At 39.8% G+C, this 23,406-nt stretch carries 33 protein-coding genes; 4 read left to right on the top strand and 29 right to left on the bottom strand.

Features of this window, described 5'->3' with window-relative positions; genetic code table 11:
- Positions 1-88 precede the first annotated feature (88 nt).
- The 13 genes from J4N40_RS07200 to J4N40_RS07100 all read right to left on the bottom strand — a co-directional run bounded on the left by J4N40_RS07200 (position 89) and on the right by J4N40_RS07100 (position 8,841).
- Complete coding sequence (locus tag J4N40_RS07200) at positions 89-265, bottom strand: hypothetical protein (protein WP_170960365.1); 177 nt, start codon at positions 263-265, stop codon at positions 89-91.
- A gap of 1,849 nt (positions 266-2,114) precedes the next feature.
- Positions 2,115-2,822, bottom strand: a complete 708-nt coding sequence (locus J4N40_RS07180) for a CBS domain-containing protein (RefSeq protein WP_170960366.1) — start codon at positions 2,820-2,822, stop codon at positions 2,115-2,117.
- Positions 2,823-2,976: 154 nt separating this feature from the next.
- Positions 2,977-3,306, bottom strand: coding sequence for a hypothetical protein (locus tag J4N40_RS07170; protein WP_025590471.1), 330 nt, complete (start codon positions 3,304-3,306; stop codon positions 2,977-2,979).
- 143 nt (positions 3,307-3,449) lie between these two features.
- Positions 3,450-3,764, bottom strand: coding sequence for a VOC family protein (locus J4N40_RS07165; protein WP_229604136.1), 315 nt, complete (start codon positions 3,762-3,764; stop codon positions 3,450-3,452).
- Positions 3,765-3,969: 205 nt separating this feature from the next.
- A complete protein-coding gene (locus tag J4N40_RS07160; RefSeq protein ID WP_318098552.1) occupies positions 3,970-4,152 on the bottom strand; it encodes a hypothetical protein in 183 nt (60 codons plus the stop codon).
- Between the two features lie 23 nt (positions 4,153-4,175).
- On the bottom strand, positions 4,176-4,511 hold the full coding sequence (locus J4N40_RS07155; RefSeq protein WP_240701358.1) for a hypothetical protein: 336 nt from the start codon (positions 4,509-4,511) through the stop codon (positions 4,176-4,178).
- A 152-nt stretch (positions 4,512-4,663) separates the two neighbouring features.
- Positions 4,664-4,948 carry a MazG nucleotide pyrophosphohydrolase domain-containing protein gene (locus J4N40_RS07150; RefSeq protein WP_017448465.1) on the bottom strand — a complete coding sequence of 95 codons (285 nt, stop codon included), beginning with the start codon at positions 4,946-4,948 and terminating at the stop codon, positions 4,664-4,666.
- 139 nt (positions 4,949-5,087) lie between these two features.
- Positions 5,088-5,516: a GNAT family N-acetyltransferase gene (locus tag J4N40_RS07145; RefSeq protein WP_115386062.1), complete on the bottom strand. Its 429-nt coding sequence runs from the start codon at positions 5,514-5,516 to the stop codon at positions 5,088-5,090.
- A 689-nt stretch (positions 5,517-6,205) separates the two neighbouring features.
- Positions 6,206-6,376 carry a DUF1851 domain-containing protein gene (locus J4N40_RS07130; protein WP_240701393.1) on the bottom strand — a complete coding sequence of 57 codons (171 nt, stop codon included), beginning with the start codon at positions 6,374-6,376 and terminating at the stop codon, positions 6,206-6,208.
- A 33-nt stretch (positions 6,377-6,409) separates the two neighbouring features.
- On the bottom strand, positions 6,410-6,637 hold the full coding sequence (locus tag J4N40_RS07125) for a hypothetical protein (RefSeq protein WP_240701394.1): 228 nt from the start codon (positions 6,635-6,637) through the stop codon (positions 6,410-6,412).
- A gap of 156 nt (positions 6,638-6,793) precedes the next feature.
- Positions 6,794-7,576, bottom strand: coding sequence for a hypothetical protein (locus J4N40_RS07115; RefSeq protein ID WP_047104427.1), 783 nt, complete (start codon positions 7,574-7,576; stop codon positions 6,794-6,796).
- Between the two features lie 142 nt (positions 7,577-7,718).
- Entirely contained in the window at positions 7,719-8,171 is a 453-nt protein-coding gene (locus J4N40_RS07105) for a YozE family protein (RefSeq protein WP_115386064.1), read from the bottom strand.
- Between the two features lie 148 nt (positions 8,172-8,319).
- Complete coding sequence (locus J4N40_RS07100) at positions 8,320-8,841, bottom strand: GrpB family protein (protein ID WP_029824562.1); 522 nt, start codon at positions 8,839-8,841, stop codon at positions 8,320-8,322.
- A gap of 719 nt (positions 8,842-9,560) precedes the next feature.
- Between J4N40_RS07100 and J4N40_RS07090 the strand changes: the two genes are divergently transcribed.
- Complete coding sequence (locus tag J4N40_RS07090) at positions 9,561-10,532, top strand: IS30 family transposase (RefSeq protein ID WP_050550131.1); 972 nt, start codon at positions 9,561-9,563, stop codon at positions 10,530-10,532.
- A gap of 31 nt (positions 10,533-10,563) precedes the next feature.
- Here J4N40_RS07090 and J4N40_RS07085 read toward each other — a convergent pair whose 3' ends face one another.
- From J4N40_RS07085 to J4N40_RS07035, 7 genes are all read right to left on the bottom strand, one after another.
- Positions 10,564-10,965: a hypothetical protein gene (locus J4N40_RS07085; protein ID WP_115386065.1), complete on the bottom strand. Its 402-nt coding sequence runs from the start codon at positions 10,963-10,965 to the stop codon at positions 10,564-10,566.
- A 128-nt stretch (positions 10,966-11,093) separates the two neighbouring features.
- Complete coding sequence (locus tag J4N40_RS07075; RefSeq protein ID WP_115386066.1) at positions 11,094-11,717, bottom strand: hypothetical protein; 624 nt, start codon at positions 11,715-11,717, stop codon at positions 11,094-11,096.
- 138 nt (positions 11,718-11,855) lie between these two features.
- On the bottom strand, positions 11,856-12,473 hold the full coding sequence (locus tag J4N40_RS07070; protein WP_115386067.1) for a LysE family translocator: 618 nt from the start codon (positions 12,471-12,473) through the stop codon (positions 11,856-11,858).
- Between the two features lie 156 nt (positions 12,474-12,629).
- Positions 12,630-13,010, bottom strand: a complete 381-nt coding sequence (locus tag J4N40_RS07060) for a nuclear transport factor 2 family protein (RefSeq protein WP_171346330.1) — start codon at positions 13,008-13,010, stop codon at positions 12,630-12,632.
- 141 nt (positions 13,011-13,151) lie between these two features.
- Positions 13,152-13,538 (bottom strand): hypothetical protein, encoded by a 387-nt coding sequence (locus J4N40_RS07055; RefSeq protein WP_115386069.1) that lies wholly within the window; start codon positions 13,536-13,538, stop codon positions 13,152-13,154.
- Between the two features lie 142 nt (positions 13,539-13,680).
- Positions 13,681-14,166 (bottom strand): DUF3885 domain-containing protein, encoded by a 486-nt coding sequence (locus J4N40_RS07045; protein WP_115386070.1) that lies wholly within the window; start codon positions 14,164-14,166, stop codon positions 13,681-13,683.
- Between the two features lie 299 nt (positions 14,167-14,465).
- Positions 14,466-14,870 carry a hydrolase gene (locus J4N40_RS07035; protein ID WP_250156753.1) on the bottom strand — a complete coding sequence of 135 codons (405 nt, stop codon included), beginning with the start codon at positions 14,868-14,870 and terminating at the stop codon, positions 14,466-14,468.
- Positions 14,871-15,083: 213 nt separating this feature from the next.
- Between J4N40_RS07035 and J4N40_RS07030 the strand changes: the two genes are divergently transcribed.
- The 3 genes from J4N40_RS07030 (at position 15,084) to J4N40_RS07015 (ending at position 16,475) form a co-directional block, all read left to right on the top strand.
- Entirely contained in the window at positions 15,084-15,713 is a 630-nt protein-coding gene (locus J4N40_RS07030) for a hypothetical protein (RefSeq protein ID WP_171346329.1), read from the top strand.
- A 199-nt stretch (positions 15,714-15,912) separates the two neighbouring features.
- The gene (locus tag J4N40_RS07020) at positions 15,913-16,158 is read left to right on the top strand and encodes a type II toxin-antitoxin system CcdA family antitoxin (protein ID WP_038140558.1); all 246 of its coding nucleotides are present in this window, start codon (positions 15,913-15,915) and stop codon (positions 16,156-16,158) included.
- Positions 16,158-16,475, top strand: coding sequence for a CcdB family protein (locus J4N40_RS07015; protein WP_095482530.1), 318 nt, complete (start codon positions 16,158-16,160; stop codon positions 16,473-16,475). Before J4N40_RS07020 ends, J4N40_RS07015 begins: the two co-directional genes overlap by 1 nt.
- Before the next feature lie 128 nt (positions 16,476-16,603).
- Here the strand turns inward: J4N40_RS07015 and J4N40_RS07005 are convergent, their stop codons facing one another.
- The 9 genes from J4N40_RS07005 to J4N40_RS06950 all read right to left on the bottom strand — a co-directional run bounded on the left by J4N40_RS07005 (position 16,604) and on the right by J4N40_RS06950 (position 23,299).
- Positions 16,604-16,876, bottom strand: coding sequence for a nicotinamide mononucleotide transporter (locus tag J4N40_RS07005; protein ID WP_054702819.1), 273 nt, complete (start codon positions 16,874-16,876; stop codon positions 16,604-16,606).
- Positions 16,877-17,558: 682 nt separating this feature from the next.
- Complete coding sequence (locus J4N40_RS06995; RefSeq protein ID WP_054702865.1) at positions 17,559-17,897, bottom strand: hypothetical protein; 339 nt, start codon at positions 17,895-17,897, stop codon at positions 17,559-17,561.
- A gap of 105 nt (positions 17,898-18,002) precedes the next feature.
- Complete coding sequence (locus tag J4N40_RS06990; RefSeq protein WP_064354094.1) at positions 18,003-18,371, bottom strand: hypothetical protein; 369 nt, start codon at positions 18,369-18,371, stop codon at positions 18,003-18,005.
- A 209-nt stretch (positions 18,372-18,580) separates the two neighbouring features.
- Positions 18,581-19,132 carry a class IV adenylate cyclase gene (gene cyaB / locus J4N40_RS06985; protein WP_115386074.1) on the bottom strand — a complete coding sequence of 184 codons (552 nt, stop codon included), beginning with the start codon at positions 19,130-19,132 and terminating at the stop codon, positions 18,581-18,583.
- Between the two features lie 240 nt (positions 19,133-19,372).
- On the bottom strand, positions 19,373-20,992 hold the full coding sequence (locus tag J4N40_RS06980; RefSeq protein ID WP_250156752.1) for a Shedu immune nuclease family protein: 1,620 nt from the start codon (positions 20,990-20,992) through the stop codon (positions 19,373-19,375).
- Between the two features lie 157 nt (positions 20,993-21,149).
- The gene (locus J4N40_RS06975; protein ID WP_054730956.1) at positions 21,150-21,701 is read right to left on the bottom strand and encodes a hypothetical protein; all 552 of its coding nucleotides are present in this window, start codon (positions 21,699-21,701) and stop codon (positions 21,150-21,152) included.
- Between the two features lie 137 nt (positions 21,702-21,838).
- The gene (locus J4N40_RS06965; RefSeq protein WP_064354096.1) at positions 21,839-22,315 is read right to left on the bottom strand and encodes a GNAT family N-acetyltransferase; all 477 of its coding nucleotides are present in this window, start codon (positions 22,313-22,315) and stop codon (positions 21,839-21,841) included.
- Positions 22,316-22,507: 192 nt separating this feature from the next.
- Positions 22,508-22,741: a hypothetical protein gene (locus J4N40_RS06960; RefSeq protein ID WP_115386075.1), complete on the bottom strand. Its 234-nt coding sequence runs from the start codon at positions 22,739-22,741 to the stop codon at positions 22,508-22,510.
- Positions 22,742-22,897: 156 nt separating this feature from the next.
- The gene (locus J4N40_RS06950) at positions 22,898-23,299 is read right to left on the bottom strand and encodes an HIT family protein (protein ID WP_064354098.1); all 402 of its coding nucleotides are present in this window, start codon (positions 23,297-23,299) and stop codon (positions 22,898-22,900) included.
- Positions 23,300-23,406 lie beyond the last annotated feature (107 nt).

The raw sequence follows: 23,406 nt of genomic DNA, 5'->3' as shown, positions 1-23,406 counted from the left end.
ACTTGTTTTTTAAAGCCTCATAAACATCAGGGGAGAGCGAATCTTTAAACGGCTTATAAGCAAATATTCTAACTTTATCACTCATTCACTATTCCTCTTCCACAATGAGTATAGTTTTTGCTATCTCAGCTCGTGACAATATTTTTCTCTTTGAGTTGGCCGCAGCAGAAATAACCCGCACCTTGTCATGCAACGGATCTCCTGAATAAGTTACACATTGAGATTTTGATTTTAATAATACAATAGATCGATTTTTTATTTTCATTTGTTGATCTCCTTTTCTCGAGAGATCGAAGATATTCAGTCCAAACTTATTTACCTATTTGTCAATCGTCGATATGCGACAAAACCAATGACTACTGTGTAACAAAATGAAATACGTAGCTGAGTTCGGTAAAAAGGCTAACGCCCTGTTAAGGGGTGAGCAACGCAATACCGAAGCCACCGCATACCACCTTAAACACTAAAACCAACGCAAAGTAAAAAATGCCACGCGTTGCGAATCCCTCTTGAACAGTTTGTTAGTCGCGAGGCACCGAGCGACAATTTTAAGCTGAACTAAACTTTGCGAACAACAAACTTTATGTGCTTTGATGTACTTAAGTCAGGCGTAGTCTCAAAGCGGCTATTCAATGAAACCACTTGGAACAAACAGCGCCGTAGAAAACGGACTAACAACACCCAAAAGCGCTTTTGGAAAACCAATCTCACAGTGTGGACTTTCAACAAAGTCACTGAAACCATGTGGAACTTACCACACCAAAGAAAACGTCCTTTCAGCTAGTAAATAAGCCTTTAAACCAACAAACTCACCGAGCAGATTTGCAACCAAAAACAGATTTTCGATTGCCCCGCTCTATCACCACCAAAGAACGAAACAACCGCTTGGGAAATAGCAATGCATTGATTTAGAACCGATGAAACTGAGCTTTGACCGTCGAAGATAGAACTATGAATCAAACAACCAGTAGCCAAGTTTTGAGCTTAGAAACATGATTTTGACTGCTAGCTTTTTCTGGCGACTAACGCCGCGTTAAGGGGTGAACAACGCAAACCACCAAACCTAAATTATTGTGCCATAAACACAAAAGCTAAACTTAGAACCAAAATTGCCAAGCGTTGAGAATCCCTCTTGAACGCTTTGTTATGTTCGTAGCTATTTGAAGCCACTGATATTTACAAAACTATGTCTGGTCGATGCAACAGACTTGCTCACGCTAGGTACTGCCACACTTCAATTTGAATGTCTCTCAGTAAATTTTGAGTATGCTCCGACTGTAAATTAAGTTCGCACCAGCCATCAGTTCCCATATATTCAGCAGAAATATAGCTGATATTTTTAATACCACTTTCATTGTTGAGGATTCCAGATAGTCGGAAAATACCTAACTTTGTGTGGATTCTGCTAATTTTGAAGTTTTCCATAAACCCCCAAGAACATAACGCCCAATTAAGGGGTGAGTAACGCAACACCAATGCCGCCGCAAACCGCCTTAATCACTAAAATTAACGCATAGTAAAAATGCCACGCGTTACGAATCCCTCTTGAATTGTTTGTTAGCACGCTGCTCTTAAAGCCTTTGAAACACACCAAAGCATTAAAACATAGCACTAAATTTATGGCATAAAACACCAAAACCAAACGGACAGCTGCCAAACTAAAAACAAACTTCAAGACGTAAGTTGGCTAGAAGAAAAACATGCTTAACTGCCCTTTTTCACCGCTTTCAAATTAGCAAAGAATACGGGCTTGGAACTTGAACAATAGCGACAAAGAAATACTTGTTTTGCCGAAAACCTCTCGGCGCCAAAGAAACCACGCCAGAGAAATAGCCCGAAAGTTAGAAACCGTAAACGATGAAGTCAAAGCGAAAACTTCGCATATAGTGCCACCGGAGCGAACATGAAAGGTACATTTGATCAGGTGTAAAGCTAGGAAAACAAACCAATAAACACAGAAACGTTTAACCTTTGAAGCCAACCCAGTGCTAACGCCCTGTTAAGGGGTGAGCAACGCAATACCGATGCCGCCGCATAACACCTTAAACACTAGACACAACGCATAGCAAAAATGCCACGCATTGCGAATCACTCTTAAACAGTTTGTTATATTTTTAGTACAGCTCACTCATAATCTTAGGCATGTCAGCCATTGTAACTATACCGAGCAACTTTTGTTCTGGTTTGCCTGAGTGCGTGATCAAAATTGCATCCAGAGCCTTACCTGTTGATGTCGCTTTTTCAAACTTTGCCACTGCCTTACCATAAGTTTGATCTTGCGGTAAAATCTCGTAATTGTCAGAAAACTCTTGATGTGCCATAACTTCTTCAACCGTTGCTTCCGATGTACAGAAAAGACCTTCAAAAGCATCAGACCCAAGCCATCTAGAAATCGTATTTGACGACAACACACCAAACAAAGTGCCCCCCGATAGAATTGGGACCTGTGAAAAATCATTTTTCCTCATTTCGAGCAAAACTTTTTGAATAGTATCCGACTTGTCGAAAGTTAAGAGTTCAACTGAGCACAGTTTCAATAGCCGAGGCTGTGAAATTATTTTTGCTCTAAGTTCTTTTATACGTTCAACGACTTGTTCTGAGGGTGATGCTACATGTGCACCACTAAATCTTTCATGGCTTAGCAAGTTTCTTAAACTTGCAAACGTGCCCAGTTCACCAATATAGCGACTGACGACTCTATTTTTTGTTTTAGATTCTTGTAGCATTTTGCTAAATGACTTGTGTTCGTCGCTATTGGTTAGTACACGTAAGTACTTTTCGATTTCACAAAATTCACTTAGAAAATCTTCGACTAAACTCATATCTCCCCCGAAAATATAACGCCCTGTTAAGGGGTGAACAACGCAATACCGATGCCGCCGCATACCACCTTAATCACTTAAACCAACGCATAGTGAAAATGCCACGCGTTGTGAATCCCTCTTGAACAGTTTGTTATATGCGTACTGGCACCCATCACCACACATACAACTTAAAGTAAACCAAGAAAGATGCTATGAGAATAAGACCACACCAAGCGAAAAATACGAAGGCTTTCGCCTCAGTTTCTGCTTCTTCCATATCGGGAAGTAAAGCCATGAAATAGCATCCGATTGGAACTAATTCGTACATTTTACCTGCATATTGGTTATTCATGCCTAAGAAAGGTGGTACATACAAATACAGAGCTGAATAGCTGAAAAAAAAGATAGTAACTAAAATTCTATTCCAACCTATCTCTTCGCCTTCTTGGTACAGCTTAAATAATAGGTAGATAGCACCCAATATTGCTAGTATCAAAAACATCCTGTTCAGAAATCCCTAAAGCATATAATGCCGCATTAAGGGGTGAACAACGACACCACCTAACCTAAACCATTGTGACGTAAACACTTAAGCTAATTCAAACCAAAACTGCCAAGCGTTGTGAATCCCTCTTAAATGCTTTGTTAGCAAGGTTTTGCAAAGGCTATGATGTGACCATCAATATCTTTGCTATAACCTACAATGTGCCCCCAATCCCTTTCCTGTACCGGGCTCAATTCTACGCCGCCAAAGTTCAAGCTACGTTTGTGGTAATCATGAGGATTATCTACTACCAAGTACAACTCTGAACTAGGATTAAGGCAAGCTTCACTAGAGGATGTGCAGTCCATACCTAATAGTTTATTTATGCCCGCATACGGCATCAGACCTAGCTTACAATTGTTACTTAGCTGAAACTCTGTCATGCCCGGAACGTCCAATACTGGGGTTAAACCCAATACATGTTCATAGAATTTGGAACTCGCTTCTTGATTCAATACATATAATATGTAATGCGAAAACATACACTTACTCCTTTAAGCTTGCTAACGCCGCGTTAAGGTGCGAACAACGCAATACAAAAGCTTCAGCAAAGCACCGTAGTCACTTAGCTCAACGCAAATCAAAAATGCCACGCGTTGTGAGTCACTCTTGAACGCTTTGTTAGGCTTCTAACTCACGATATAACACTAAGCAATTGTACTCTTTGCCTAATTCTATTTCTGGCTCGAAAGCCCGGATTTGTGTGAAACCTTGTTTGTACCAGAACCTAAAAGCAGGGATGTTTTCCACATAAACATTTAAACCTAGGCGCTGAATCTTTGTATATTCACGGGCTACTGCGATGACACTACTAACAATTTCTGAGCCTAAGCCCTTACCTTAAAACTCGGGAGAATAGTTAACATTGGGAGCCAAAGAGTACCGTCAGAAGGAGCATGAAATTCCAACTGCACATAACCAACCACCTCATCTTTCTTAGTACTGATTTTTCTTAGGTAAAATGCTTCTTGGTCATCAGGTAATTTTGACCGACAACTTTCATTGATCAGTTTTTCATATTCAGCTAAAGGCCATTCTCTAAACGTTGGATCCAATACCTTTACGTTTGAGTTACTGTCAAAAATTGACTTGGCTAAATGCGCCTCATCATTTGAAAACTCAGAGAAGACCAGATTTTCTGATGTCCAGTGTCGTTTCAGCACTAACAACTTCCTCCTTGAAGCCTAACGCCGCATTAAGTGGTGAGCAACGCAGACCACTGCACTTAAAGTATTGTGACGTAGACACTTAAGTTGAAGCAAACCAAAAATGCCACGCGTGCTGAATCCCTCTTGAACAATTTGTTATACGCGTTCTAGCGGTTGTACTTAACCTTATTCAGAACTTCTTTTAGTTCATGCGTTTTCTCAAGGTTTACACCGTGAATATTGGCTAAAGCACAAACATAATACAAGACGTCATATAACTCTTCTGCGATTGAACCTTTAAGTTCATCTAGCGTTGGTTGCCCACTTTTACCTTTACGAATAGATTCCGATAATTCGCCAACTTCTTCGATTAGTTTTAAAAAATAGTGTTCAGATTGCTCTGGCGCATAATCGAATTCTTTTATATGACTTTGTAATTCTGATAACTTCATAACGTCCTTTTTGTATTATTTTCCATAAAGCGTATAACGCCGCATTAAGGTGTGAGCAGCGCTTGGCTATACTTGAGCGAAGCGAAAATGCCAAGCGTTGCGAATCACTCTTAAATGCTTTGTTATACGCGTGCTAACACTAGAGCGATACTTTCATAACCTTATGATTTACTTCACTTTCAATGTCAACTTCTGACCAGCCCAAAGACTCATACAACGGTACAATATGAGTATAAGCATACAGATTACTTTGAGTTGTTGCTGATACTTGGCTAACACCTCGGTTTATCAATTCACTCGCAATGCCTTGACCACGCCAGTCAGGTGAAACATAAACAGCATTTAACCACACTACTTCTGAATTGCCATGTGGCTCTCGGAATCGAGAATAAGCCAAACCGCCAATAACCTCATTGTTTCTCAAAGCGAGAATAACCGGAGGAAGTTCAGATTCAGGCTTGTAGGTATCTGCAAACGAAAAGTCAGCCCACTCACTTTGAAATAACCTTTCCAGATCAGTCCAGTAAGGACTGCTATCGTCACAAACTCTGAATACTAATTTGTTCATATTCGATTATTTCCTCAAAGCGTATAACGCCTTGCTAAGGTGTGAGTAACGCAATACAAAAGCTACCGCACGGCGCCTTAGTCACCCTAAGCCACTGCATAGTAAAGATGCCACGCGTTACGAATCACTCTTAAGCAATTTGTTAGTACATGCACTACTTCTATTTATGCGCCCCAAGATATTGAAAAGTGGCATGATATGAAAGGCTTTGAACGCTGAAGTGAGACGGGCAGCTACAAAACTTAAACTCGATTAAGAGACGAGAGTTGGCTAGAAGAAAAATGCACTGACCTGCCCTACTTTCACAGGCTTCAAATTAGAAAAGGATTCGATCCTCTAACTCCAACGGCAGTACCAAAGAAAGACAATTCTGACGTAGTAAAAACCACGAAAGAGAAGAAGCGCCAAAGAAATAGGCTAAGAGTTAGAAACCGTAAATGGAGAAATAAAAGCAAACACTCCGCATATAGTGCCACCGGAAAGAACGTGAAACGCACACGCTCAAAGGTGTAAAGACGAACGCCAAAATAGATAAACACCAAAACTTATGACCTTTGATGCCAGACCCGTACTAACGCCCTGTTAAGGTGTGAGCAACGCAATACCGATGCCACCGCATACCACCTTAAACACTAAAAGCAACACATAGTAAAAATGCCACGCGTTGCGAATCACTCTTAAACAGTTTGTTATGTGTTTGCGTGCTGAAGTTGAAAATGCAACTGAGACATTAGTGATTGATATACTTTCGTAGTAAATACTTGCAAATTTTCCATACAAAACTCACCACCAATAATTGGATGCAGATTCCAACCTAAGCGTTCGTCTTGTTTTGGTTGTAGCCCGTGTTCGAGCGCCAAGTCATACCAACTAGTTAAAAAGACATTATCACGCTAATCTTGTGATTTATTCATGTTATTGTACTCATGAAAGTCCGAAGCAATTGTTTCATAGGTACCATCTAAAACCGATAACAATGAAATTGAGCCATCCACTTCACCAAATAGCCAGTCCCCCATGATGGTTAGATACAAAGGTTTCCCTGTAGGATTAAGCAACCATTTCCACTGAGGTAACAAGGTATCTATTTCTACGTCCGAGACTTCCCAAATAAACTGCATTTTTATCTTTCTCACTCTGTTTAGAAACCCATTGACACATAACGCCTTGTTAAGGTGTGAGGCACGCAATACCGAAGGTTCCGCATAACACCTTAACCACTAAAACCAACGCATGATAAAAATGCCACGCGTGCCGAATCACTCTTGAACAATTTGTTATGTGTCTGTTTCACGCTTTCTACTAAAGAAATCTAACAACATTGGGGCAATCAAGGCTGTAAAAATAGCGATTAATAGTGAGATCGTCGTTGTAGCAAAAAAGCCAAGTTGCGAATTTGTTCTATCAATCTCTCCCCTCAACCTAGATAGATCTCTCTCATAGTTAGCTTTTAAGTTACTCAGGTCGTTTTTTAGCAAAGGGATCGATAACATTTTTATTGGGTCCCCTTTAATTGAACTTTCAATGTTTGCAACTTTCTCAATAACATTAGAACTTTGAATTGCATTTAGTTTAGCTTCAATAATGGCAACTTTCGCAGACAGAGCAACACTCGCCGCATTTGTATTTTTATCAAAAACACCGGAATCAACTATGTCAGAGATACTTTTTAACTGGAAATCAAGGGTATTAGAAGCAGTTGCAAACTCTTGCAACGATGACTCTGCATTTACTTCGATACTGGAAAACTGCGAAAGAACTTCATTTTGTAAGCTATTTTTGAATTCTACTTGCTGCTTTGCTTGAAAAACAAAAACATAGTAACCAACTGTCATAATTACGATTAAGACAGATATAGCAACTGAAAGTATAAAGTACTGCTTAATCTTAGCATTGCGATAGCTAACTTCTCTTTCTAACTTCTCCTGATATAAGCGCTTTAGCTTAAGTAACTCTTCTTCAGCATGAAGCTTCTCTCTACTCATTTCATCTAATAGACTTTTCTCAAACTCTTCTCGAGAGAAATCTACGTCTTTTTCTTCTGCCTTCTGAATATTCACGACATCCTCTTTTTAATAGACACATAACGCCTTGTTAAGGGGTGAGCAACGCAATACCGAAGTCGCCGCATACCACCTTAATCACTAAAAAACGACGCATAGTAAAAATGCCACGCGTTGCGAATCCCTCTTGAACAATTTGTTAACTGTATTCGTACTCCGGCTCTACTGACGGATTTAGATCATACTTATAATTGTCCCAAGCGATATTTAAAGCTTCAATTGCCCCATCACATGCACCTTTTGATAAGAGATAATCATGCCACTTTTGAAAACTGCCTTTACCTTTAGGAGTTTCTTTATCATTAGCAACGTCTTTAGCTAAGTCGCCAACCAAGTCTGATCTATTAATTTGTAGAGTTAACCACCCTTTAAAGCCATTCGCTTTTCTTGACTCTAGATACTCAAACCAAGCTGACTTTAAAGCTGATTTGGCTTCATCAATTGCACCGTGTTTTTGTAAATGCTCAAGCCAGAATTTATATGAATTCTGCCCGGTAGGGGCGCATTCATCCGCTATGACATCATTAGCGAGATCACCGATAACACTGGTTTCATCTTTACGACCAATAAGCCATTCATAGCATGTTTTCATTGACTATCTCCATACCAACTCAATACAGTTAACGCCGCGTTAAGTGGTGAGCAACGCAGACCACTACAGCTAAAGTATTGTGCCGTAAACAATAAAGCTGAAGCAAACCAAAAATGCTAAGCGTTGGGAATCCGTCTTAAACGCCTTGTTAGGTAAATTTCCAGCGTAGTGCGTTTGCCTCATGCTCCTTTATAAAACTGTCTTTATGATTGCAATATACACCAATATCGTTGTTACAAATTGAAGCACCTTCTCGCTTCAAATTACCATAATGCAACGCTATTTCTGGAAATTGAATCAAGTAGTCACGAAATGCAATATGCCTATTTGCTTCTGGAGACCCAACTAAAAAAGCATGTACTTGGTGACTTCTTTGTATGCCACCTTTTTGAAAATAACGCCTACCTGCTATACCAAATTCACCTTTAACTTCATACCCAAGCGACTCCATCAGATTATTGTTCTTATCCAATTCTTCTAGTGATTTCACTTCAACAAGAATATCGATGATTGGTTTCGCACAAAGACCTTTGACTGAAGTACTACCAATGTGATGAATTGCCACTACATTAGCTGAATTCAAGGCCGATTCTAGCAACACCTTTTCATCGCTAAATTCATTGGCCCATGAAGGTCGATAGTCTACAACTTCAATTACCCTCGAACTCATTGTTCCTCCATTTACCTAACGCCGCATTAAGGGGTGAACAACGCCACCACCCTACCTAAACCATTGTGCCGTAACCACTAAAGCTAATTCAAACCAAAACTGCCAAGCGTTGTGAATCCCTCTTGAATGCTTTGTTAGTTGCCAAACCTAAAGCTTTAATTTGAAGTTAATTACCGCTTTGCCAACGCTAGCTTTATGTACTTTGAAAAACTCAAATCAGGCTCAGTTTCAAAGCGCCTGTTACTGAAACCACTTAGAACAAACAACACCGTAGAAAACGGATTAACCACACCAACAAGCGCTTTTTAGCACACAATGTATCAGAACTTACTTTCAGCAAGTAAATCGATTTCTGAAACAGAAAAGTTAACAGCCAAAGAAACCAAAGCGCGATTTTTGCAAACCCAAATGACTCAAAACCGAATTGCTAAACCTAGTCAAAAACACATGGACATTAGCCCTAAACATTCTGTTTTGGATACGTTTTTCCTCGTTGGCAACTAACGCTCTGTTAAGGGGTGAGCAACGCAATGCCGAAGCCGCCGCATACCACCTTAATCACTAAAACCAACGCATAGTAAAAATGCCACGCGTTGCGAATCCCTCTTGAACAGTTTGTTAGGAGTCTTGGATTCAAGTACGAAGTGCGACACCCCTGAAATTTAAAACAGTGAGATGTGCTATTCATAAATTTTACTCCCGCCAAGAAGTGAAAAACCATGAATTACACACACCTCACTGAGAATGAAAGGTATATGATGTCCGCACTTAGAAAGCAAGGCATTAGTGTCGTCAACATCGCTAAAGAGCTAGGGCGTCACAAGAGCACTATCTACCGAGAATTTAAACGTAACTCTCGATACAACGCCTATCGCCCTAACCCTTCCTATCAGCCTGCTAGAGCACAACAAAGAGCTAGAAACAGGTTGAGCCGGTCACGGCGTAACAAGCGCTATACCAAGCACGATTTCAAAATTATTGACGCGCTTATAATGCTCGATTGGAGTCCTGACCAAATCGTTGGGTATTGCCGTTTGCATGGCTATCCAGTGATGAGCCATGAGCTTATTTACCAGCACATTTGGACCGATAAAGCCAACGGAGGCATGCTCTGGAAACATTTACGTCAATCACCAAAACAGAGACGTAAGCGCTACAACGCCAAAGATAGCAGGGGGAGAATTGCCGCTAAAAGGCACATAACAGAACGACCAAAACAAGCTGAGTTACGCCTAGAACCTGGACATTGGGAAATAGATACCGTGATCGGTCGCGGAACTAAGCACTGCATTGTCACTCTCGTTGACAGAATGACTGGCTACACCTATATCGGACAGCTAGATGACCGAACAACTGTATCACTCAACGCGAGAATGACAGAGATCGTTACACGTTCAAACTTACCATTTAGAACTATCACTGCTGATAATGGTACAGAATTCAATCAATATCAGGAGATAGAAAACAAGCATAAATGCTTGTTTTACTTCGCAACGCCCTACCACTCTTGGGAGCGAGGGACCAATGAGAATACAAATGGACTCATACGCCAATATTTACCTAAGAAAACCTCAATGGCTCATGTGACACAAAGACTGTGCAGCCAGATAGCGTATAAACTGAATAACAGACCACGCCAAAGGCTTGGTTACAAGACACCAACAGAGTATATTTATGAGCAGCTACTCTAAGTGTCGCACTTCAAACTTGATACTAAGAGTTTTATTCATAGCGTTCACAATCTTTCGGTATGTCTATATATGTTTCATTTGCCCTCCAGTCCTGAGTCCGAGGGTCAAAGTAAAGCTCATACGTTGAGACGCTGTTATATGTACCCGATGTTATCTGATTTCCAATAGTAACTATATTTGGCTCTGAAATAGTGAAAATCCAAACATTGTCACCTGACACTAACTCAAGTCGACTATCAGAAACAAACGAAGCCTCTTCTGTAGAAAAGAACTCTCTAGGATAACTTTCACAATACCACTTTAAATTCTGACCATAAGAGCTATAGACAGTTCTCATGTTGAATTTCTCGTACAAATCTTTTGTGGTTACTTGCTCTGCTCCGTTAGAGCTGAATGCAAACAATGTTAAAGAGACACTAAAAATCAATTTCATGCGCAAACTCCTAACGCCCAATTAAGGTGTGAGCCACGCTAGCACGACACTCAATTTGAACACCGTAAACACTAAACCAAATCCAAACCAAAAATGCCAAGCGTGGGGAATCACTCTTAAACTGTTTGTTATATTTTTGATGCCGCCATCAGTAAACAGTAGTTTTTTACGCTTTCACAATGCTCACCCATCCAGTATGCAAATGGGGTACTTCGGTGCCAATTTAGATCAACCAAGTTATTGTGAATTGTACTATCTGGAGTACTAAGTGAACCATGTGCCACAACTTGCTCCGGTACATTGTTTAGCCCACACCACCATTCAGGCATCGAACGTTTCCACTTTGTCTCAAGCCAAACATCAGATAAAGCAACTACGTATTCACTTTCGAAACCGGTAACCCCATTGTCATGAAGGAACTTTTTGTCTCGATGATGTAGACGCTCAATATCGTTTATAATTTCTTGTTTTTTCTTTGTGTGAGATAAACGTTTTGCCTCAATGAAAAAAACAGCTTTGTGCTTAGGAGAAAAAACAAAACCATCAATGTGCTGCTTTTTCTCAACCCACGGAAACTCAAGCCATGATACAGCTCTATCATCATCGAGACATTTCATTAGGGCATTTACGTAGATATGAACTTGGTTGGCTTCTGTGAAACCAGTACTCCCTCGCGCTGGATAAAAGTTTATTAGCGTTCGGGTGTAAGTCGCGACCATTTCATCAAATGATCTAGAAATTATTTGTTCCATCGAAACCTCAGAAAAATATAACGCCGCATTAAGGTGTGAGCAACGCTACCACTTAGCCTAAACCATTACACCGTAAACACAAAACCCAACGGTGGAATAAAAAATGCCAAGCGTTGGGAATCACTCTTAAATGCTTTGTTATACCCGTTCTGTTAACGCCAACTTCAAACCCATCGCGGCAAAACCACCCGCAAATATTTTTTGAATAACCAAACTTGCTTTTTCTGAGCGTACAATTAACTCACTAAATGTACTAGCCATTAAGCCATACACAATAAATATACAAAGTGTCATCAACATAAACACCACTCCAAGAACTAGCATACTAAACAAAGGCTGCTCTGATTGTGGCGAAACAAATTGGGGCAAGAATGCTAAAAAGAATATTGATAACTTAGGGTTCAAGATATTAATTAAAAAACCTTTTAACGCAATATCTCTGAGCTTCGCATTTGCAGGCTTTTTGTCCAGTGACAAGGGGGAAGAAGCCCTCCACATAGTCCATGCTAAATAGATCAAATAAGCTGAACCACAATATTTGACGACCTGAAATACCAACGCACTAGTATGGAAGATTGCCGCCAACCCAAACACACTCGCCAAAAGTGAAGGAACAATACCAAACGTACAACCAATTGCAGAAAATACGCTAGCTTGTTTGCTATTGAAGAGCCCTGTAGCAACTGTAAACAATACTCCTGTACCGGGTATTAAGACAACAATAAAAGAAGTAATTAAAAATTCTATTGAAACCATGAGGGTGCCTCCTTTCCAATTAGGGTATAACGCCCAATTAAGGTGTGAGGCACGCAATACGGTGCTTCCGCATACCACCTTAACCATTAAAACCAACGCATAGTAAAAATGCCACGCGTGCCGAATCACTCTTAAATTGTTTGTTAGGTGCGTAGCTTAATCTTGCACTAATCTGACCCATTTTGCCCGCCATGCCTGTGCTTCCATTGGGTCTGGCCAGAACTCTTTTTGCTTACTTATCAAGCCATTTTCAACGGTATGAAAAGTTATAGCTCGTGCTTTTTGGACGCTATCTGTAATTGATACATCAGTGACAACTGTTTCACCATCGCAAACTACAGAGTGAATTGTAAACTCCCAAATACCATTCGCTGGGTAATAAGAATTGATAGCCGTAAAGTTGTCTCGGCCAATAATGAGTTCACCAGACTGCGGCCAGAAACCCTCAAAACCAGGGCTAAGCCACTCGCTTGCTTTAGCAAAGTCGTTTGTTTTCATCGCATCCCGAAAAGCTAGGACGACTTCCTTTGAGTTCATGATTTTCTCCAAGCACCTAACGCCGCGTTAAGTAGTGAGCAACACTACCACTGAACCTAAACTATTGTGCCGTAAACACTTGAACTAAATAAAACCAAAAATGCCACGCGTTGCGAATCTGTCTTAAACGCTTTGTTAGGCTTACTTTGTTTTCTTCCAGTCACGACTACTTGTTATGCCTAAAAGATTACTATGAACGCTTTTATGCTCAATAATTACTTCTTTTGAGCGTATTTTCTTAGCTGCTTTCAGCTTAAATGGCTTAGTACGAATTTGTTTAGGTTCGCCTATTTTGTGAACACTTTGACAATGCCCTAACATAGGTATTACACCATCAAAAAACTTATTACAACGAATACACTTGGTTCGTTTTTGTAAAGTATTTAACCGAGCAACTAGCATGGTCAGTAGATCCAAATTTAAGCGCTCTACAATAGAAGTTTCAAGTTCACTAAATGAGTACAGCCCCAATTGATGTTTAATACTTTTTCTTAGTTTCCTTTTCTGATTTTTAGAAAGTTCTTCCATCTTATCTTCCATATAAGCCTAACGCCCTGTTAAGGTGTGAGCAACGCAATACCGATGCTGCCGCATGCCACCTTAATCACTAAATTCAACGCACAGTGAAAATGCCACGCGTTGCGAATCACTCTTAAACAGTTTGTTATATTCATTTGAACAAGCTATCCATATATTGCTTATCGTAATCGAGTAACAACTGGTTCTGATTTTGATAGAGGTCTTCTAGAGCCCATTTACTGCTGGCGGCAACATCTAGACCTCGGTCATCATAGAGGTGAAACATCAGTTCTTTGTCACAATTAATTATAAACAGCTGCCCTGCTAGGGTTGGTCCACGATCACCAAAGTCTCCGTCAATACAAGCCTGAATGATCGGTTTTATATTTAACTCTGATACGAACACATCGGAAATGGTTACTCTTTTCCAGCAGTGTCTTTTGTACTCTAGATCTTCGGTATAAATATCTCGATGTTCCGAAAACTCTAAAGCTTTACCACACAGAGGCTCGAACAGTTTAAAGAAGTAGTCACTTTTTCTAATTTTCTTCCGTCCATCGGAAAAAATTTGATAACACACTTTGATCTTATCTGAAGGTTTAAATGCTGCTTCATAGATACTAAGTGCTCTACTCATCGCAATTTCAAAATACTCTTCATTATAATTTTTTGGTTGTCATCCAACCATATGTCGACGTCATCAGGGCCTAACTCAAACCTCAAAGCAAACTCATTAAGATAGAAGACTGGTTTTTCTAGTTGTATGTTCATCATTATTTATCTCCAGTTTTCCCGATGAATATAACGCCCTGTTAAGGGGTGAGCAACGCAATACCGAAGCCGCCGCAAACCACCTTAAACACTAAAATCAACGCATAGTAAAAATGCCACGCGTTGCGAATCCCTCTTGAACAGTTTGTTATGTGCGTGCTTACGTTATGCACCAAACTGCTTTATACGCTTGGCACCAATAAAAAACCGATACTTACTTTGTTGAAGTAAGTCTAAATGGCGCTCAAACTTGGGTAAGCCATTGGACAAAGACAGATGGTAGACGAGTCCATTACCGGCGTACACTCCAACGTGTGCTCCGTATGAGTCAGCAGAGTCGCTGTACAACATGATATCTAGCGGCTTAAACTCAGTGACCACCTCACTCAACTCTGAGTCATTCCACAGTTCACTAGAACGGTAGTTAGGTGGATTTAGACCGAAGTCTCTGAGCAGATTATACGCAAAGACCTGACAGTTAGCTCCAAGCGTTAAGTCGGAATCATCTTTGCAACCTGGAATGCGGGATGAAACGTATCTTACATTTTTGAATCTATCGGGAATGTCCATGTCCATTTTCTCCCAAACCACATAACGCCCAATTAAGGGGTGAACAACGCTACCACTCACCTAAAACATTGTGCCATAAACACTAAATTTGAAGTAGAAGCAAAAGTGCCAAGCGTTGTGAATCCCTCTTAAATTGCTTGTTATGTTACCAAATGCATTACCACCCATACAGCATATGATAACATTCATGATGTTCAACTTCGGAGTATGTATATGAAAGGTTCACTGTTTGCATTTTTAACTAGCCTAATTTTCATTTTGATACAAAACAGCCCAGAGTCTGTAAAATCAAACATTAGCAAGTGGCTAATCACCTTTAACATTGATCCAGAAAAACTGTCCTACACTGTTGAGCAATATACTTACATAATTACCCCAATTGCCTATGTAACAATCGGTATAAGCCTTGCCATTATTTTTACTAGCTTAAAAAAACGTAACAACGGAAATGTACAACAAGTTCAATACAATCAATCCGTAACATCCCATAACCAAAGTGGCGGCATTACAGCACATAAAGTTGTACTAGGCTCACAAGAGCGCACATTAACATCAGAACTTAAGCGTGAGTTGCTGAAGACTTTAGATATTCAGAAGAAAGTAGACTTCTCAATTGCGATGAATGATCAAGAAGCTGAGAAGTATGCATATGAAATTCGTAACTTCTTGATAGCTGAAGGCTATGAGATGGAGTTTAGAACGATGCAATATGAGGCCATGGCTGGCGGTCAAGGGATACCCTATTTAAATACCAACGGAGACATCAGCATTATCCTAATTGGACCAAATGTGAAAACTAGCGAGCAAATTCAGTTTCTGGGGTCTGCTTGTAGACCTGCATAGGACAGGTGGTGAGTTGGTCACATAACGCCTTGTTAAGGTGTGAGGCACGCAATACCGATGCCGCCGCATACCACCTTAACCACTAAAATCAACGCATAGTAAAAATGCCACGCGTGCCGAATCACTCTTGAACAATTTGTTATATGCCTAGCTTTCACCTATACTCAATGCGCACCATCAATACGCATAGGATTACTTTATGAGAAACACATATAGCACACATGCACCTAAAAAGGCTACAAACCTTAGCCTAAACAGTGAGTTACTTGCCGAAGCTAAGCGCCTAAACATCAACCTATCAGCAACAATGGAAAAGGCTTTGGAAAAGGAAGTAAAACAACAATTGAAAGCCGAATGGCTAGAACAAAATGCCGAAGCTATTGAAGCTTGTAACGACTTAACTGCAAAACACGGACTATTTTCCGATTCATACCGAGTATTCTAATGGCACAATTTACGCTTTATAAAAACAACGATAAGAGCACCGCAAGCGCTTACCCATATTTTGTCGATGTCCAAAGCGAGTTGCTAGATTCACTGAATACTCGCTTGGTGATTCCCTTAACTCCTATCGAGCTGTTAGAGAAAAAAGCCCCTAGCCACCTGTGCCCTACGATCCATATTGATGAAGGTGACTTTGTGATTCTTACTCAACAAATGGCTAGTGTACCAACTAAAATCCTTACGACCCCAGTCAATGAGCTAAGCACGTTTAGAAACGAAATTATTGCTGCTATCGACTTTTTGATTACTGGTATATAACGCCCTGTTAAGGGGTGAGCAACGCAATACAAAAGCCGCCGCAAACCACCTTAATCACTAAAATCAACGCATAGTGAAAATGCCACGCGTTGCGAATCCCTCTTGAACAGTTTGTTATGTGCGAACTTCTAGCTTGTAGATGACTGCTCAGCAACACTAACTTTAGGCTCTTTCTCTGGCGTCGACCATTTGATGATTGCTCTAAGGTTCATTGAGAAAAAGATGATATTTGCAATTATCATTGCCACACTGCCAGTAAGATAACCAACTGCTACCCAACTAGTGTTACCGCACATCATTAAAATGAAACCGATTTTGTTCTTATTTCCAATTTGCCAAATTGCAAGAAACGTAAGTACCATTGCAACCCAGTCGATTCCATAGTACTGAAAATATTTCATTTTTCCTCCAAGCACATAACGCCTTGCTAAGGTGTGAGTAACGCAATACAAAAGCTACCGCACAGCGCCTTAATCACATAAGCCACCGCAAAGTAAAAATGCCACGCGTTACGAATCACTCTTAAGCAATTTGTTAGTACATGCGCTACTTCTATTTATGCGCTCCAAGATATTGAAAACTGAGATGATATGAAAGGCTTTGAACACTGAAGTGAGACGGGCAGCTACAAAACTTTACCCCGATTGAAAGACGAAAGTTGGCTAGAAGAAAAACGCACTGAACTGCCCTACTTTCACTTGCTTCAAATTAGAAAAGGATTCTTTCCTCGTACTTCAACAGCCACAACAAAAGTAATCAAGGTTCTCTCAAAAGCCACCACGAAAATGAAGAAGCACCAAAGAAATAGGTTAAGAGTTAGAAACCGTAAACGGTGAAATCAAAGCGAACACTCCACATATAGTGCCACCGGATAGAACGTGAAAGGCACTAACTGAAAGGTGTAAATTCGAGCGCCAAAACAGATAAACACCAGAACTTGTGACCTTTGATGTCAAACCCGTACTAACGCCGCGTTAAGTAGTGAGCAACGCCACCACTAAACTTAACCATACCACCTTAAACACAAAACCCAACGATGGAATGAAAAATGCCATGCGTTGGGAATCTGTCTTAAACGCTTTGTTAGGTATTCTTAGCCCGCTTTCTCGCAGGTTTCTTTGATACTGCTACTGGCTTGTGGTTCGCGACCGCTCCAGCTTGTGTAAATGGATTACCAAAATTTGGATTAAACCTATAACCACTTTCAAATAATGGCCGTAGTTTCTCCCAAGCTTTTATATCACTTATCTTAGGCGCTTTAAACGCAGAACCTGTTTCGAAGGTTTTACCGTTACACTGGGGACAAACGACTTCGTATTTTACCTCTGTCCATTCACCAGTTTTTGATTGATCGTACTTGTGCTTTTTAAACACTTTCCTGCAATCTAAACATGCAAATTTCACTGTAATATTTGATTTCATCCTGAATACCTAACGCCGCATTAAGGTGTGAGCGGCGCTTGGCTATACTTGAGCGAAGCGAAAACGCCAAGCGTTGCGAATCACTCTTAAATGCTTTGTTAGCACTCAGTTCACACGTACAGATAGATGAATCGCTAATTTAGCCAAGATTACATTTTGATCATTTTCAGATACAAAAGGACAATTACAATGGTTATGAATATCAACAATAGAGTCTGCAGTATCGATACTGTCGAGATATGCCATTATAAGTTGAATCGATGCCTGATAATTATCATTAGCAGACGTTGTTGAAGGACTTGTTTCGTAGATAACACCATAGGATGCGAGTGAAGGATCATATACAGTGACGTTTGAAAAAAACTGACCACCTTGTTTCTTGATAATATCAATAACAAAATGACGCCCGTTTTTTGATTTAACATTTAGATCATGTAACTCACCAACAGACGAAACAGAAAATACCGTTGACATAAAGTCTCCTTAATACTAGCTAGAATATAGTTATCCGAATCTCAGATAACACCAAAAAATCAATTAAACAATGTTAGAGCATAAAAGCACCTACTTTAAACTGTTATGACATAAAGAGTGCTAACGCCGCATTAAGGTGTGAGCGACGTTTGGCTATACTTGAGCGAAGCGAAAATGCCAAGCGTTGCGAATCACTCTTAAATGCTTTGTTATGCGTACTTTTCCTCGAACATCTGTTTATAGGATTTATTCTGCAATGCTGAACCTGTCAACCCAAACTTGCTAGCTAGGGCTTCAAGTTCCGACCTATAAGCAATTAGCATTGATTCATCGTCTGTCATGATAGCGAACTCAGCAAAGTCGCCAATACCATCTAATGAATCAACCGTGATATGAAACTTGCCAACGAAATAGATACTTCGAGTTTTGGTAGCCTTTAACGTAATTTCGTACCCCATAGTTTCAAGCATACTTTTAGCATTTTCTGCATCAGTGATATTAGTCGCTTCACATCGGTCTGCCTCAGGGCCTTTTACAATCCAAAGCTTAATACCCGAAGGCTTCATAGTGCGAATACAGACACTCTTATTCTGCTGATACAATGATTTATCAGGAGTATCAAAATAACAATCGGATTCTAGATTGTCCTCAACCATTATTTCATGAGGTATATTTTTCAAAACATTCATGAAATTAGTCTTCGACTCAAGGCGGTACTTTAGCTCTACCTCATACTTACCTTGAAAATGCTCATCGCTCATCTTGGGATCCTATAACAAAATGCGAATTTTACCATAAGAGAGAGTAGCTAATCATGCTCGTACGCATAACGCTTTGCTAAGGTGCAGCTAACCAACCATTAAGTTCAAGCAAAGCCACCGTAATCACTAAACTCACCCAAACCAAAAATGCCAAAGGTTAGCTGTCACTCTTAAGCAATTTGTTAGCATTCGCTTATTAGAACGCCAGAACACATATTAATAACGGCATAGATGCATTTACTAGTTTAAGCCACCAATCATTCCCATAAGCCGTTTCATTCGCTCCAACAAATCATCATAGGTTATTATCTTTACCTTACGATTCACATTTAATGAAAACAAAATTTGTTTTTGGTCTTCTGAGAGGTCTTTTGAGCGACCAATAACGACAAAACCTTCAGGATTATACTGATTCGTTAACCATTTCGGTGCATTATTTGTCCCTAATCTAATTTCGTTAATCCAGTCTTCCACTTGTTGAGATGCATGAGTAACTTTTTTTCTTATACGGTTGGACTTCGTAAATATTTTATCACTATGACGCTCCAGCTCAACCAATACTACTTTTTTGTCGACTTGCTCATAACGTATAACTAAGTCTGCTCTATAGCGACCTATTCTAACTTCGCTGAACATAGAGGCCATATGACTATCTAAAATTTGTGGATTTTTATTTAAAAATTCATGTAGCTCTTTTTCTTTTGTCGATCTACTACCAATTAGTCTACAGAAATGAACAAATCTATTTTCCAGTTTCGTAGAATCAGAAATTTTGGGGCATAAACTAGATATTTTCTCTCTAAGAGCTTGTTCTTTAGTTTTAATAGGAATACCTGAGTCTTCAATTTCTTCGACACCTATCGGAGGCATCAACTCTCCTCCTCCCTCAGACAAAACTTTCACATCAGTGTTCTTAAATTCACCTAATATTACCGCTGGAACCATACTAATATCCATTGCTGCATAAGCAAGGTATACAGGATAATCGTCATCAGTTATGAAAACATTACCATCTTCATAGATAAGCAACTCAGAAAAAGAAAAGCCAAAATCACACATTTTGTTAATGTAAGACTGAATTCTTTCTTTCGGAATAGATAATGCGTATTCAATATCACGTGGCTTAATAATATTTAATGGAACTTCTGCTTTATAGCATTTTATTTCATTTTTATGAGCCTTAACTATTAAATCTAATAAATAGTCATTATCAGTAAGCTTATCTTGTTCATCAACAATTATTAAATCTTTTGTTAATACTGGATACTCGTAACGGTGATAGGCTATTAAACATCGGAGAGCAAATACGGCATACTCATTTGATTGCACACTTTCCTTAGATATATGAGTCCAGCCATTAATGGTAAAAAGAGAAACAAATGGCTCTGGTTCTTTTTTACACACTCGAATTTCTAGGCGTACTGCTTTCTTCGTTAAGTACTCTCTATCGAAAATTGTTATAGAATAGACTAAACCAGCGCCTTTAAGCTCTTCTCTTTGAATTAACACTCCTTTTTCTACATCTTGAATACGAGAAGTTATAAAGCAAAACTCAGGAAGAGGTAATGTTTCCAATTGAGATATCTTAGACTTACATTCCGCAAGCTGTGGTAAATCGCCTTCAGAATAAACTAAATCTTTTTTTATCATTAAAATTGCATTATACATATCACCAACTAAGGGGTTGGCTTGATAGTGCTCTAAAATCCAACTTTTTATTTCTTCTGAACTTCCTATCCTTTTTTCGCCTTCCGAAATCTCTAGTAGAAGCTCTCTTCTGAGCTCACTAAGCATTGAGAAAACTCCATTTTCAGATGAAGGAGTTCCTAAATTCTCTACTCTTTTCGTTACAAGTTTCATTATAATCCTTCAAAACCTGATTGACGCTATTTGCATGCTAACGCCGCATTAAGGTGTGAGCAACGCTACCACGAAACCTAACCATACAACCGTAAACACAAAACCCAACGATGGAATGAAAAATGCCAAGCGTTGGGAATCACTCTTGAATGCTTTGTTAAATGTATTCCCACAACTCTAGCAAAACTGTAGCCACGCCAGCATAACCGATTAAAAAAACTGTCACTTGGGCATATAATAAATGCTCTTCAGAGTACCAACGCTTTGTCTTTCTTTGAAAATATTGAAAACGCTTCTGGTGCTCTTCGGGTAAGTACCCACAACGATGGTACTTGTTACTAAACCTCAAAGGTTCCTCTTCAACACGCTTTCTATAAAATGGGAGTCGTTGTGTCTTAGCTATCGCTATTAGACCACGATTATAATAAAGCGTTTGATGACCTTGATACTTCGCTAGAACGCCGATAATTATTGATACGAAAACTAAGACCACAGATAGTAAGTGCAGCTTAATGCCGTGTAATTCAGGAACTGCCTTTATATCAACCGCTTCAAAAGAAGATATTGCAAAGGTGAATCCCGCTACAGCCAAAGCAGTTAGCCATGTTATATATGTCAAGCGGTCTTGAACTATCTCTACATCAAGTTTAACTGTATCTACAAACAACTCTTCCGTTCTATTAATTATTTTTTCAGAAAGCTCATCCATTACAATATCACCTGTACATTTAACGCTCTGTTAAGGGGTGAGCAACGCAATACCGAAGCCGCCGCAAACCACCTTAATCACTAAAATCAACGCATAGTGAAAATGCCACGCGTTGCGAATCCCTCTTGAACAGTTTGTTAGGTGCGTAGCCAAAGTTGGTAAAAGTCTGTTTCATCGTGCTTGGGATTCTTGCGCACGAACTCCCAACCATGACGCTTATAGAATGTAAGAGCTCGATGGTTAGTTCGGCTTACTGAAAGTACAGCACGCAAACAACCCGCTTTACTCAAAGTGCTTACAATATAATCCTGCAATTTTGCAGCGAGTCCTGAACCACGAAAATTCGGCTTTAAGTAAATGAGATGTACATAGCCAGTCCCCGGCTCGGGTGAAAAGCTACGAAACTCTAACTGCCCTGCAAACTGACCATCCACAAATATATGGATATAGAACCATCCTGATGTTGCTACCCGGTCTAATACTCGTTCACGATAACCACTGATGAAGTCATCGAAACCATCGTAATGCCCAAAACTACAAAAGTATGCATCTTTTCTTGCAGCAACGCATAATTCGAAATCATCAATGTTTATCTGCCGAAAAGTAATTTCCATACTTACCTTTTCCTTCAAGCACCTAACGCCCTGTTAAGGTGTGAGCAACGCAATACCGATGCCGCCGCATACCACCTTAATCACTTACATCAACGCATGACGAAAATGCCACGCGTTGCGAATCACTCTTGAACAGTTTGTTAGTATTCAGACCCAACCTGTTACACCGAACTTAGAAAGAAGTCTTACTTATCAGTTCTCTACCGTCTTGATACCACAGTTTTCACAGATCGTATGTCGAGAAAACTCATCCATAGAAGCTAAAAATGGGCCAACTGCCCAACCTTTGATTAACCCTGCTATAAACTCTTTACACTTTTGATGTTTTACACCAGCAAAAGGACTAGGGCTCCTAATCAATACGGTGATATGTTTGGATTTAATGTTGCAAGCAGAACACTGATATTTGTCTATCTGATGAAGCACTAATTTTCCTCCTGAATACTAACGCCTTGTTAAGGTGTGAGGCACGCAATACCGATGCTTCCGCATAACACCTTAACCACCAAAACCAACGCATAGTAAAAATGCCACGCGTGCCGAATCACTCTTGAACAATTTGTTAGCATACTTTTTCAATGCTCATAGACCTTTAAGTGATTCTCTTAGTTTATCCATAGTTTGAATTCCAAGTTCACTACTAACCCAACCGTACTGGTCTCCATGAAACCTAGGGAAAATATGCAAATGGTAGTGATCGAGCTCGTTGAAATGAGGTGCTTCTCCATTGTTTTGCATAAAGCCGATACCATCGGGATTGAACTTAGCTTCTATACGTTTATATAAATCTCTTGCAACGTCGGTGATCTCAAAAAACACAGACTCAGGCAGGTCAATGAATGTACGGTATTGAGTCTTAGGACAAATTAAAATATGCCCAAAGTTGATTGGATCATGATCTGCAAAAGCTATAACTTGGTCAGATTCGTACACGATGACCGAGTCAATTTCACGATTAACAATTTGTTCGACTATCGTAGACATCTGAACTCCTATCAAAGTATGCTAACGCCCTGTTAAGGGGTGAGCAACGCAATACTGAAGCCGCCGCACACCACCTTAATCACTTAAACCAACGCATAGTGAAAATG

Origin of the sequence: Vibrio sp. SCSIO 43097 (assembly GCF_023650755.1) — a bacterium.
GTDB classification, from domain to species: Bacteria; Pseudomonadota; Gammaproteobacteria; order Enterobacterales; family Vibrionaceae; genus Vibrio; species Vibrio alginolyticus.
Note: the sequence above shows the minus strand (reverse complement) of the source record. Positions and strands in the feature narration are given on the sequence as shown.